The 12,466-nt window shown below is 34.7% G+C and carries 12 protein-coding genes; 2 read left to right on the top strand and 10 right to left on the bottom strand.

Going from position 1 to position 12,466, the window contains the following annotated elements; translation table 11 throughout:
- Positions 1 to 225: 225 nt before the first annotated feature.
- From BM211_RS15025 to BM211_RS15000, 6 genes are all read right to left on the bottom strand, one after another.
- A complete protein-coding gene (locus BM211_RS15025) occupies positions 226 to 990 on the bottom strand; it encodes a DUF2087 domain-containing protein (protein WP_090998359.1) in 765 nt (254 codons plus the stop codon).
- A gap of 259 nt (positions 991 to 1,249) precedes the next feature.
- Positions 1,250 to 1,513, bottom strand: coding sequence for a hypothetical protein (locus tag BM211_RS15020; RefSeq protein ID WP_090998357.1), 264 nt, complete (start codon positions 1,511 to 1,513; stop codon positions 1,250 to 1,252).
- A gap of 53 nt (positions 1,514 to 1,566) precedes the next feature.
- Entirely contained in the window at positions 1,567 to 2,286 is a 720-nt protein-coding gene (locus tag BM211_RS15015; RefSeq protein WP_035432762.1) for an ABC transporter ATP-binding protein, read from the bottom strand.
- On the bottom strand, positions 2,283 to 3,095 hold the full coding sequence (locus BM211_RS15010; protein ID WP_090998355.1) for an ABC transporter permease: 813 nt from the start codon (positions 3,093 to 3,095) through the stop codon (positions 2,283 to 2,285). Before BM211_RS15010 ends, BM211_RS15015 begins: the two co-directional genes overlap by 4 nt.
- A gap of 52 nt (positions 3,096 to 3,147) precedes the next feature.
- Positions 3,148 to 3,666 (bottom strand): nitrous oxide reductase accessory protein NosL, encoded by a 519-nt coding sequence (locus BM211_RS15005; protein ID WP_035432766.1) that lies wholly within the window; start codon positions 3,664 to 3,666, stop codon positions 3,148 to 3,150.
- Positions 3,663 to 4,940 carry a right-handed parallel beta-helix repeat-containing protein gene (locus BM211_RS15000; protein WP_090998353.1) on the bottom strand — a complete coding sequence of 426 codons (1,278 nt, stop codon included), beginning with the start codon at positions 4,938 to 4,940 and terminating at the stop codon, positions 3,663 to 3,665. The genes BM211_RS15005 and BM211_RS15000 overlap by 4 nt, the downstream gene beginning before the upstream one ends.
- Before the next feature lie 770 nt (positions 4,941 to 5,710).
- Here BM211_RS15000 and BM211_RS14995 point away from each other — a divergent pair.
- Both BM211_RS14995 and BM211_RS27560 read left to right on the top strand, forming a co-directional pair.
- Complete coding sequence (locus tag BM211_RS14995; protein ID WP_035432770.1) at positions 5,711 to 6,184, top strand: hypothetical protein; 474 nt, start codon at positions 5,711 to 5,713, stop codon at positions 6,182 to 6,184.
- Between the two features lie 99 nt (positions 6,185 to 6,283).
- On the top strand, positions 6,284 to 6,577 hold the full coding sequence (locus BM211_RS27560; protein WP_035432772.1) for a hypothetical protein: 294 nt from the start codon (positions 6,284 to 6,286) through the stop codon (positions 6,575 to 6,577).
- A 937-nt stretch (positions 6,578 to 7,514) separates the two neighbouring features.
- Here BM211_RS27560 and fumC read toward each other — a convergent pair.
- The 4 genes from fumC to BM211_RS14965 form a co-directional block, all read right to left on the bottom strand.
- Positions 7,515 to 8,903 carry a class II fumarate hydratase gene (fumC, locus tag BM211_RS14980; protein WP_090998351.1) on the bottom strand — a complete coding sequence of 463 codons (1,389 nt, stop codon included), beginning with the start codon at positions 8,901 to 8,903 and terminating at the stop codon, positions 7,515 to 7,517.
- 131 nt (positions 8,904 to 9,034) lie between these two features.
- On the bottom strand, positions 9,035 to 10,438 hold the full coding sequence (gene nhaC, locus BM211_RS14975; RefSeq protein ID WP_090998349.1) for a Na+/H+ antiporter NhaC: 1,404 nt from the start codon (positions 10,436 to 10,438) through the stop codon (positions 9,035 to 9,037).
- Between the two features lie 358 nt (positions 10,439 to 10,796).
- On the bottom strand, positions 10,797 to 11,294 hold the full coding sequence (locus tag BM211_RS14970; protein WP_090998347.1) for a DinB family protein: 498 nt from the start codon (positions 11,292 to 11,294) through the stop codon (positions 10,797 to 10,799).
- A 347-nt stretch (positions 11,295 to 11,641) separates the two neighbouring features.
- On the bottom strand, positions 11,642 to 12,463 hold the full coding sequence (locus BM211_RS14965) for an ABC transporter ATP-binding protein (protein WP_035432781.1): 822 nt from the start codon (positions 12,461 to 12,463) through the stop codon (positions 11,642 to 11,644).
- Between the last annotated feature and the right edge of the window lie 3 nt (positions 12,464 to 12,466).

Raw genomic sequence — 12,466 nt, 5'->3', positions numbered from 1 at the left:
TTTCCTTTCTCCTTTCATTTTATCTATATATATCTTTTTGCCATCTAAGTCACTGCTATGGCTAATTCAACATGAAAGCTACTTGCTTACTCCTTTTGTTTTAACCTAGTATGCGGTAGAAAAAGGCCTTAACCGCTTCTATGCACAGCCAGATGCTCTCGCCCGTCTATAAAGAAAGAGGGTTTTTATATCAATTTTTAAATTTGTATTTATCTACATTTTTTTCTATAATTTCACCCAGTACTGACTTCCATCTGATGTTCTGTCGAGGAAACCATATTCAATTAAATACCTTCTTAACGTGACATAATCAGGATATACATGTTCTAAAATCTCATTCACTTCTTTTTCTGTATACTTTTGATTGCTATCAAACTTTTTCACTACATGTCTCAAAATAATGAGCTTTCGCTTTTGTTTCTTCGGAAATTTAGAAAGCGGTCCGTCTAATCCTTCTGTAAAATGCAATTTTATTACTTCTTCATTTTCCTCTTCGGTAATGTTATACCGCTGATCAACCATCGTTGCTGTACGATGAATCGGGAGAAATTTAGGCCTAGTCGTCGCTTTTTCTTCTGAGAGCTCCATAAGCGCTAGAAACACTTTTGCTTGTTTCATCTTCTCCCTTAATGTAAAACGATGATTCCGAATTGTTGAAGTACTTCCGCCGTCCATTTCCTGTACAATCTCTTTATCGTTTAAACCCATATGAAAGAACTGCAGCATCTTCTTCTGCAAATCTGTTAAACCTGTTAACTTCTTATCTAACCCTAATAAATAGTCAAACATAGAAATATGTTCATTTGCGATATGAATTTGTGTAAACTTCTCTGCTTCATAAAAAATATTCTGCTCTTGATAAATAATACCTTTCATAAATTTTTCTCCACAAGATAAACAAACATATTCTTCAGTGTCCTTCTCAAAAACATATCCTTTTTTCAATTCCTCAATCGTAGCATCCCAAAACCATTCTGAAATATCATTCATACTAAACAATCCCCTAAAAAGTTTATTTTAAAAACAAACAAATTATGATTTAGTTTATTTTTATTTATAATATCATAATAAAATTAAACATTTCAACATATCGTTCACCTATTTTCAAACAAATCCAAATATCGTTTGTGTTTTGTGAATTCTAGAAGAAAAGTTCATATATCTCCAATAGAGCAAAAATTATATCAACGGAAAATTACTAATCATCAATAGCGAGATAAACAAAATAGGACTAGCTACCAAGCTAGTCCTATTTCTCATTTGCGCTATTAAACTTTTCTTTTTTCTCGATTAACTTAAGGAAAATGAAACTAACTATTGTAGATAAGAAGACGAAGAGTAATTGAAGATAGTCTAAATAAAATGATTGATTAGAATTTTCTAGAGTGAACACTGCAACGCTTGTCCATTCCGAGTTATCAACCAAAAACAACTCTGATAATATATAACCTGATAAGCACTGTAACACAATGAATGTAATAAGGACGGTTAAAGTAGAAATAACATATTTCACTATTTTCACCTCACTTCTCATGTCCTTATTTTATCAATTTCCCACTTTTTATGTTATATGAAATCGTTTTGGTTCCATCCCTGCCGGTGCAATTGCATCAAGTGTAGTGTTTTTTCTTCTTTACTCCCCTTATGTTCAATACGATTTGTCACGATCCCATCTTTCATAAACAAAATACAATCTCCTATTTCCGCTGCCACGTCCATCATATGTGTAGAAAAAATAACAATTGTCCCCATCTTCTTAATGTCCTGTAAAACCTCAACAAATGCATTGACCCAATATGGATCTAAACCATTTGTCGGTTCATCTAATAATAATAGTTTTGGCTCCCCTAACAATGCTTGTCCAAATACTAATCGTTGCCGCATTCCCTTTGATAAATGTTTTACAAGTTCATTCCTCTTTTCAATTAAACCGATCTTTTCTAAAATTTCTTGTATTTGTTGCCCTCTTACCTTTCGTAATACACCATAAAAGGTAAGAAATTCATGCACAGTCATCATTTCCTGCGCATGGAAGTCATCTGGCATATATCCAATTTGTGACACGTATGCAGTCCTATTTTCATGAAGAGCAATACCATTCAATACAATCGTTCCATCTGTCGGTCTTGAAATACCTGCCAATATATGAAGAAGTGTACTTTTTCCTGCACCGTTCCCGCCGCATAGTACGATACACGTTCCTGCTTCTACTTGAAGTGAAAAGTGAGAGAGTGCTTGTTTTGTCTTATATTCTTTTGAAACCTCTGTAACTTGTAAAAGTGTCATTGCATCTTTCTCCTTTCTAGCTTCCATGCAGATAGAGCAAAACCAAATGTCATATATATTACTGTATATAAAATGAGAACGCCCCACGCCGCCTCAGATTGTAAAAAGGTAACGAGAGAATCATATGCTTGTCCAAATATTGCACCACCACCTAATTGAACAACGAATACGATACGAAGCAATTCAGCGGGATTAAGAAATAAAGCTACTTTTAGAAGCACAGCAATCATCGGATACGGAACAAAGTTAAGAACAGCGATAAGCGCAGTAGGCCAAATCATAATGAAGAAAAACCAAACCCCAACAGATATAGTTAGTGCCTGCCATCTTGTTACGACAAAAGAACCGATCACAACACCAATTATTAGAAAGAATAGCATTAATACGATTGAGAATACATAAAGAGCCAGTATCCATTTCATAGATAGCGCACTTCCACTAACAAGACCGATTAGAAGACTTATACCATAACTTAGCGTAAAAATAATAAGCTGCGCTGTAAATTGTCCGAATGCTTTTCCCATTACGTATGCAACACTAGAAATAGGATACGTACTTAATAACCGCCACTGTCCGTTTTCCATTTCATTTGCGATAGAAAAAGAAATGATAATAAGCATAAATAGCGGTATAATATACAACACTAAATTCGCCATTGTACCTGTCATATTTGTGTATCCAGTTATAGTAGGTGAATTTCGCCCTAGTAAAAATAGTAACGACATAACACTCGTCCAAAGAATGACAAATGTATAAGATGAACGTTGTCTTATCGTGATTCGCCACTCAGATTGCCAAATGTGCCACATAAAATCCCTCTTTCCGTAAAAAAGGACAACCAGAACGGTTATCCTTTTTTTATTAATGAGAATGATTCATATCCTTTTTCTTTGCATTCTCTTCTTTTATTTTCATCATCATATCCATGTTCTTTGTCCATTCATGCTTTTCCAACTCTTTTGCAGTTAACACTTCACCTTTATTTTTGGAGACAAAGCTGTCCGCGTCTTTTTTATCTTTGAATGAAATCACATTATAAGCCATTGGTGTTTTAATATCTTTGTCATAAACATAAGTCGCTTTGTCTACTTCAACCCACTCTTTTGAATTGTAATCACGTACAAATTTTGCTTGCAACTTTTCATTCTTATTTTTATTCATCCATTTGTACATACAACCAAGGTCATCAAATTTTAATGATTTACCGTTTTCAAGAATTACTTCTGTTCCGAATTGATCATTCGTCACAAGCATATTACAATTGGCACATTTATCATTTTTCTCGTCAATTGCTACTGGCTTAACTTCCTTTTTCCCGCAGCCAACTACTGTCAATAAAAGAGCTGCAACTATTGTAATCAATAAACCTTTCAATTTCATCTTCTTTTCCTCCCAATTTTAAATAAAGTGATACTTATTGCTAACATACTTACACTGATCATTCCAATTTGCATCTTAAATGAGGAATTGTTTTCTTCCTTTTTTCCTCTAGTTGTCATCATAGGTTCATAATCAGTTAAAACTCGACTTTCAGGACTTTTCAACAATGTTTGGAGTACAATCATACCAGGCGCTTGGAAAAACAGTTGATATTCTGGGACTTCATTTGTTAATGTTAGAAAAAATGGATCTGCTCTATGCGGAATGCTGCTCATACCATTTCCCTTTGTATCCAGTTTCAATGATGCGTCCCAATAATTATGTATAATTTCGTTTTCATTGCTGTTTATCGCTTGAGATTCATTTACATTTCCAACAAAGACATTGTCAGACACATGATTTTCATTCGCATTTTTAAATTGCATGCCAATAAAATTCTCAGTTACTTCATTATCTGAAATCTGGTTGTTATTCGCATTTTCCACATACATCCCTACACGATTATTAGAAATTCGATTTCCAATCGTTTCCGTGTTCTCTGCATCATACAGCAATAAACCCTGTGCATTAACATTACGATTATTGAAAGTTAACTCGTTCCTTTCAATTTTCGTTTCTTTTGTTCCCATCACCATTGCACCTGTAATATTGTTGTGAGACTTGTTATTCTGTACGGTTATTTGATTTGAAAACATAATATGTATGCCATAACGAGAATTTCCGATAGCATTACGAGTTATTCGATTAAAATGACTATTTTCTATATAAATGCCATCTCTTACTTTATCAATCTCGACCCCTTGAATCATATTGTTATTTGATTCCCATAAGTCAATTCCATTTCCTTTAGAATTCCCTTTAATCAAACTACCTTCTACTACCGTATCACTCGCCCTATTTAATTTAATCCCGAACTGCTTTGTGTAGATTTGAAGATTTTTCAACCGATGATTCTTACCTGTAACATGAATAGCTTCCGTGTCTGCCCTACTACTGCATTGTTCTACCTTTATATGCTTCAAGGTGACAGATTGTCCTTTTACCGTAATAACGGGTTCTTTACGACAAGAGCGAACAATAACTTCTCCCGTCCCTTCCAAAGTAATAGGCTTTGAAAGAACGATTGCTTCATCATAATTACCACTCGGTATTTTTACGATTCCATATTCAGAAGCAGCGTCAATTTGAGATTGCAACGTATCCTGTGCATAAGTATGGAATGAACAACTTAAAAAAATGATACAAAAGAGAAAAAAGACTCGAGTTATTTTCATATAGCAATCTCCTCAAATATCAGTCGACCTACATGAAGGATAACAAACAATTGTGTGGAATTTGTGAAGTAATTTTGTATTTTTTGACAAAAAAAAAGATATTTTTAAATATAAATCCATTTTACTTTTTCAACATATAAGTCACTTGTATAAAGAACAAAACATAGCCTGCACTCACTTGCTCCTTTTGTTTTAAGCCTGGCATGTGGCAGAAATAGGCACTGACCGCATCTATGCATGGCCATATACTCTCGCTCACCTCAAAAGGAAGAGGTTTTTGTGTCGTTTTTTCACTTTGTATTTATACACGATTCCTTTATAGACTAAAAAAATAGGATCCTTATACTGTAAGCCTAAGTAATGAATAAAAGTAATAAGCCTTACAGCATTAACCAACTTATTTAGCAAGGTACGCACGAGTATTGATGTATAGCATTTAAAAAAACAGCACAGGAGAAGGCCCCTCTTGGGCTTTTTACTTAGGAATCTACACAGCAAACTGCAAATTATATATGCAAGATTTTATGCAAACAACGGAAACAGGTACTACCACCAAACACAGTCGTGGCGCGGTAGTATGAAATCCTGCATACAGTTAAGCCATTGGGAGAACGGCAGATCCTTGCCCCACAAGGGCTGCGACGCAAACATCACTGTCGATAATGTTACGTTATGTAAAACCCACATGTATAGAATATACAAGAGGAATTCTTTCCTACTTACACGAATGTATTATGATAGAGAACGTCCTGATAATAAGGGGGCATCACATGTTTAAACAATTTTGGGCATGGATAAAGGGAGAAAAAATGGATCAAAATCTAGACTTTGGCCCGATTATATCAAAATCTGAGATAAATGAAGAGCTAAAGAAGAAGATTATGCATTTGGAGACAACAGCTGAGGAACTTTGTATTAAATACCAAGCAATATACAAAGACCCCTTTGAAAAAAAGGGAAAGAGAAACCTTCAATTATGGACTGCTCGTGACATAGATGGTGATGAATCAAATCAACTTACTTCAAGTCAATGCTTAGAAGCTGAATATCGATCTTTAATAGCAATTGACTACGAGGGTGAACCCAAACTAGATGAGGGTTTTTATAGATGTACTATTGAGCTGTGGTATTATTATCAAGGCTTCTCCCACAATAGTGGTACAGGACATCTGTATATAAGTAGTGTAAATCAATTAGAAGAGGAAATTACAGAAACATTAGAACTATTGCTTAATGAATCATGACTTCCGCTAACAGTGATTATGTGAATTTCACATCAGATTGATATTTAATAAAAGAAATTTTATAAGTTGATTGAACATCTAAAAGGAGTATGGGGTATTTTGAGAAAAACTAAAATGAGAAACTATGTGAAATTATTTATTCTCTACTTAATTATAATTTTAATATATTTCCTATTGTTCGATTACAGTAAAGTATATATTAAGGCAAAAATAAATAACGAATTTTTATATCAATTATATTTATTAATAGGACGTATTAGTATAGGTTTGGGAATATATTTTATTCCAGATAAGCTAGGTATTAAGATTAAATTCAGATTTAAATTTCTTATAGCAGTTATCGCAATGATAACTACTATGATTTTTCTTGATATAGTTGGTTTAATGGAATAGCTTTGATAACTTCATATTTTATTATCAAGTGGCCTAATAAAAAGTTATCGTTTAGCAAAATCTATATTTCTACAAATAATTGCACTCCTGCTAAGAGAGGTTATGTTAACCATACATGAATATGATATACAGAAAAGGTTACCTCTGATTAGTATGGAATACAACCTTAAAGAAATCATTTACTCGGAGGGCTATATATGGACAAAGAATATGAAGAAACATTTGTCAAAAATTTTTTTCTAAGAGATTATGTGACAGGGTTCTATTTGAATTATTTTCTCCTAAAAAAAGAAAAGATGCCTTATGGCGTTTAAATCATAACTACAACATTGTCTTGAATGAAAAATACATCGTAAGCATCACACAACGTATAGCTAACGCCGACGAACTCCTACAACTATTAAAAAATTATGGTGCCCAGGATAGCTGTTATGTTATGTCCTTAAACGAAGATGTAGACGGTAGGCACTTACCTTTACACATTGCAGTAGAAAAAATAGCTTTCTATGGTTTGTCTTCTATCATTTCATGTGTTCCAGACAAACTTGCATATTTTCAAACTGAGCAAGATTACGGTCCCCGTGAAAGATATCTTTTAAAAAGAAATTGAAAATACTTGGAACATTTTTTATAAATCGACTTCCAGTAACGGGAACTATGTCGACTAAAATGAAGACCGCGCGGTCTTCATTTTTTTGTACACAGCTTATTGAGGGTTTTACTGCAACATCGGTTCTTCTATGTTGTAGTAAATGAGGTCATATGCTGTACAAAAAAAGAATAGATCAAGCACATAATCTCTACTTGTATCTATTCTCCTCATTTCCTCTCTTATAAAAACTATAATATTATATAAAAGATGTTGTCTTATTCAAGAATATCCTGGTTTTTATATTACTTAATAAAACACTTGGGAATCCTATCTTTGAAAATCATTTCATTCTTTCGGTTCAATCATTTTCTTCGGATCTACAATTTCATCAAATTGATCCTCTGTTAATAAACCTGATTGCAGTGCTGCTTCTTTTAATGTTAATCCCTCTTTATGTGCATATTTTGCAATTTTCGCTGCATTTTCATAACCGATATGCGGATTTAATGCCGTTACAAGCATTAACGAATTATTTAAGTGCCGCCTAGTTATTTCTTCATTCGCTTCAATACCGACTACACAGTTATCATGAAACGAAACAATCGCGTCTGCTAATAATCGAGCGGATTGCAAGAAATTGTAAGCAATGACCGGTTTAAAGACGTTTAATTCAAAGTTCCCTTGACTCGCCGCAAAGCCGATCGTTGCATCATTTCCCATAACTTGCGCTGCGACCATCGTTAAAGCTTCACTTTGCGTTGGATTTACTTTTCCAGGCATAATCGAGCTCCCTGGCTCATTAGCTGGAATCGTAATCTCCCCAAGGCCACTGCGCGGTCCGCTTGCGAGCCAACGGACATCGTTTGCAATTTTCATTACATCAGCTGCTAACGCTTTTAACGCCCCGTGCGTATAAACAACTTCATCATGGCTTGTTAACGCATGGAATTTATTTGGAGCTGATACGAATTGTTTTCCTGTGAAATTACTAATTTCTTTTGCAACCATATTGCCGAATTGGGGATGAGCATTAATCCCCGTTCCAACCGCAGTCCCACCAATTGCGAGCTCTTTCATATAAGTACTGCTTTCTCTTATCATCCGCTCCGTCTTTTCAAGCATGCGATGCCAACCGCTCACTTCTTGTCCTAACGTTAACGGCGTTGCATCTTGCAAATGAGTACGACCAATTTTAATAATATGAGAGAACTCGTTTACTTTTTCTTGTAACGTTTCTTTCAATTTAGCTACTGCTGGTAATACTTGTTCTTCTACAGCTATTAAACATGCAATATGAAGTGCTGTTGGAAATGTATCATTTGAACTTTGAGACATGTTAACATCATCGTTCGGATGAATATGTAGATTTAGCCCTTTTTCTCGTAAAATTTGATTTCCGCGATTTGCTATCACTTCATTCACATTCATATTTGACTGTGTTCCACTTCCTGTTTGCCAAACAACAAGCGGAAAATGATCATCCCATTTCCCTGATAGAATTTCATCAACCGCCTCTACAATTGCACTCGCCTTTTCATCTGCTAGCTTTCCTAACTTTTGATTACTAAGCGCTGCACTTTTCTTTAAAATTGCAAATGCCCGAACAATTTCAAGTGGCATTTTCTCTGTTCCAATCGGAAAGTTCTCCTTACTACGCTGCGTTTGTGCTGCCCATAATTTATCAGCTGGAACTTTCATTTCTCCTAATGTATCTCTTTCAATTCTATACTCCATGTTTTCATCCCCTTAGAATTAAATGCCTTCCTTTTCATTTTATCGAAAACACTGCAAATAACAAATATTACCACTAAAAATATAAAAAAAATCATCCTCACGCTATAAGCGAAAGGATGATTTTCCCCATACTATGATACTTGCTTTGCTTTCTCTGCATCATCTACATACCAAATAAATTTACCTGTATATCCGTAAATAACAGCGAGCGCTAGTGATACAAAGCTCAGCCACATAAATGGTAGATAAGCTAACGTTGATACGCCTAGGATACCTGCCATAAAGATACCGTTATCAGACCATGGAACCATCCCTGATGTGAGTGTTCCACCTACTTCTGAGTTACGCGCTAAAATGCGGCGATCTAATTTTAATTTATCATAGCTTTCTTCCATAATTTTTGGTGTTAAAATTAACGATACATACATAGCACAGCCAAATACGTTTGCTAGAAATGCAACAATTAACGTCGAAAGTGTTACATTTCCTGCAGATGTTAATTTTTTCTCAAACTTCGAAACAATAACTTTTAAAACGCCAAGCTTTTCTAGTAAACCACCAAAACCGAGTCCGAAAATAATAACAGCAACAGAACCGAGCATTCCTTCAATTCCGCCGCGATTTAGTAATTTATCAATAAAGTCGATACCGGAATCAATAGAAAAACCTTTGTAAGCTGTGCCAATCGCATCTCCAAAAGGCATTCCTTGGAACACAGCTGCCCAGATTGCACCAAGAAGAGCTCCCATTGCAATTGTAGGCATAGATGGACGTTTCATCGCTAAAAGGATAATGACAACGACCGCTGGAACGAGCATCCAAATGTGAATATCAAACTGCTTTAATAAAGATGCCTTTAAAAAATCTACTTTTTCTAAATCCACATTCTCCCCGCCATATATCCAGCCCGCAACTGTAAACATAATACCTGTAATAATATAAGCTGGAATATCTAAATACAACATCGCACGAACGTGTGCAATAACATCTACTTTCGCCATAGAAGCTGCAAGTACAGTGCTATCAGATAATGGTGATAATTTATCTCCGAAATACGCACCGGACAGCACTGCACCAGCTACAAGCGGAAGTGGTAATCCAAGTCCTTCTCCGATTGCCATCATAGCAATACCAGCTGTACCTACCGTCCCCCAAGAAGTACCAGTCGCGATAGATGTTATCGAACAAATAATTAATGTTGCTAATAGAAAGATACTTGGGTGAATAAATTCTAAACCATAATATATTAGTGTTGGCACAACACCGCCAGCAATCCAAGTTCCAATAAGAGCTCCAACCGCTACTAATATTAAAATTGCTTCAAGTCCATTCGAAATTCCTTTTGTAATTGCATCTTGTAATTCTTGATAACGAAACCCAAGTCTTAATCCAAGCGCAATGACAAGAAACCATGAAATAAATAACGCAAGCTGAATCGGTAAATTAAAAGTTGTCTGAAATGAAAAGACAACGCCTAAAAATAATAGCAAAAGAATGATGATTTCTATCATCGATGGTAATCTTACACTTTTCAAATTTCTTCTCTCCTTATGAAGTAATAACATGATGCATGTCGTATAGTTACCTATACATAAACATAACTAGGTAAAATATAAATATTCAAACTATTCCGATTTGTTTTTTTAGTATAATAAATACACGACCTTTTTTATTTTAAAAGTAGAGCCCATTTTTCGCAATGATAATTTTAAAAAATACAATATTTTTTCTTATTTTACTTATATTCAATCCAAGTCATCAAAAAAAGCTATTTAAAAATAACTTCTTTTTGTATTGCCAACTCACATAAGTATGTATAATATTTTTAAATTTACATTTACAGATAACCAATAATCGAAAACGTTATTTATAACAACGACAATTCAATCCATGTCATAAATTACTGTTTTCCCTTAGGAATTGTATAATTTGTCTTTGATGATGGTTATCGTGGTCTGTAAATTCCTTAACAATATATATAAGTGAATAAGGTGTTCCAGTATGTGGACAATGAGTTACACCGTTTGCAGTTAATGGTTTTATTAACTTTTCGGTTGGCAGTTCGTTAAGTTCTTTCACAAGTAGTTCCCTTATATCTTTTGCTTCTTCAAGAAGCTTTGATTGTGATATGCCTGATTTTGCGTAGCTTGATGCCTTTTTATTATGTTTGTAAAAATCAGGAAACTCCATTCCCTTTTCATTTTGTACAGATGGAAGGACTTCTGTTAATAGATGATTATCCCACTTCATAATATGTGCTATTATCTCACTTACAGACCATTTCCCTTCAGCTGTTGGTTTAAACCATACTGTTTCATCGATTTCTTCTAAAGTGATTAACCAAGATGAATAATGATTAAAATGACTAATTATATTTTTTATCTCACTCAAATTAACCCCTCTTTTCAAAATTAATTTCATATAATTATAACATAAAACGAACGTATATTCGCTAAAAGTTGCAAAAATAACAATCTTTGAGAAAAAGACTAAAAATAAAATGACTTTATTACTCACACATCTTCTTTACTTCTCTCTCATTCGTGAATAACCCCTCCTTATCCACCTTAGAAGTGCACCCCAATTGTTAGACACAGTCTAACAATTGGGGTGCACTTCTTTCCTTGAGAAAGGGGAATTCTTTTGGAAATATGTTAAATAAGATCTTACTGCCCGCAAATAACGAGATAAAAATTCCCGATAAAAAAACTGCTGAGAATCTTTTCTCAACAGTTCTTTTATCCAACAATTCTTTCTTTTTGCTGTTCTTTTTTCTCTGAAAGTAATGCATACGGTGTACACATATATGTCATCGCAACTGGATCATACACAACACGCGCTTTCACACCAAACACTGTTTCAAACAACTCATCATTTAAAATCTCATTTGGTGCTCCTTCCATTACTTTATCTCCATCTTTAATCGCAACAATGTGATGCGCATATTTAGCTGCATGATTTAAATCATGTACAACCATAACAACCGTTCGATTTTCTTCTTCATTTAACTTTTTCAATAACTCTAATACTTCTAACTGGTGGGCCATATCCAAGTACGTAGTCGGTTCATCTAATAATAATAATTCCGTATCTTGCGCAAGTGCCATCGCAATCCAAACGCGCTGACGCTGTCCGCCTGACAATTCATCTAATGTACGATCTGTAAATTGATTCATTCCAGTTACTTCAAGTGCCCAGTTTACCATTTCATAGTCTTTATCCGTTCGCTTTCCAAGCAAACGCTGATGCGGATAACGTCCATGCCAAACGAGACCTTCTACCGTTAATCCTTCGGGTGCTGTCGGTGATTGTGGTAAAATTGCCAATTTCTTTGATACTTCTTTTGTTGGCATCGTATGAATTGCTTTACCATCTAAATATACGTGACCCTTAGTTGGTTGCAGTAGCCGTGCTAACGATTTTAAAATCGTTGACTTTCCGCATCCATTTCGGCCAACAAGTGCCGTAATTTTCCCTTCTGGAATATATAGATCGAGATGATTAATAATCGTTTGATTTCCATACGTAAGTTCCAGTTGTTCCGTATGTAAACTAGTCATCTT

Source organism: Bacillus sp. 491mf, from assembly GCF_900112415.1.
Taxonomy (GTDB): Bacteria; Bacillota; Bacilli; order Bacillales; family Bacillaceae_G; genus Bacillus_A.
The sequence above is the reverse complement of the archived record's forward strand: the minus strand, read 5'-3'. Positions and strand labels throughout refer to the sequence as shown.

What these genes read in the sequence shown, in the direction of transcription:
- BM211_RS14965 (WP_035432781.1), bottom strand. Translation starts at nt 12,463, where the DNA reads ATGACTAGTTTACATACGGAACAACTGGAACTTACGTATGGAAATCAA.
- BM211_RS15025 (WP_090998359.1), bottom strand. Translation starts at nt 990, where the DNA reads ATGAATGATATTTCAGAATGGTTTTGGGATGCTACGATTGAGGAATTG.
- BM211_RS15000 (WP_090998353.1), bottom strand. Translation starts at nt 4,940, where the DNA reads ATGAAAATAACTCGAGTCTTTTTTCTCTTTTGTATCATTTTTTTAAGT.
- BM211_RS15015 (WP_035432762.1), bottom strand. Translation starts at nt 2,286, where the DNA reads ATGACACTTTTACAAGTTACAGAGGTTTCAAAAGAATATAAGACAAAA.
- BM211_RS14995 (WP_035432770.1), top strand. Translation starts at nt 5,711, where the DNA reads ATGTTTAAACAATTTTGGGCATGGATAAAGGGAGAAAAAATGGATCAA.
- BM211_RS15010 (WP_090998355.1), bottom strand. Translation starts at nt 3,095, where the DNA reads ATGTGGCACATTTGGCAATCTGAGTGGCGAATCACGATAAGACAACGT.
- BM211_RS15005 (WP_035432766.1), bottom strand. Translation starts at nt 3,666, where the DNA reads ATGAAATTGAAAGGTTTATTGATTACAATAGTTGCAGCTCTTTTATTG.
- fumC (WP_090998351.1), bottom strand. Translation starts at nt 8,903, where the DNA reads ATGGAGTATAGAATTGAAAGAGATACATTAGGAGAAATGAAAGTTCCA.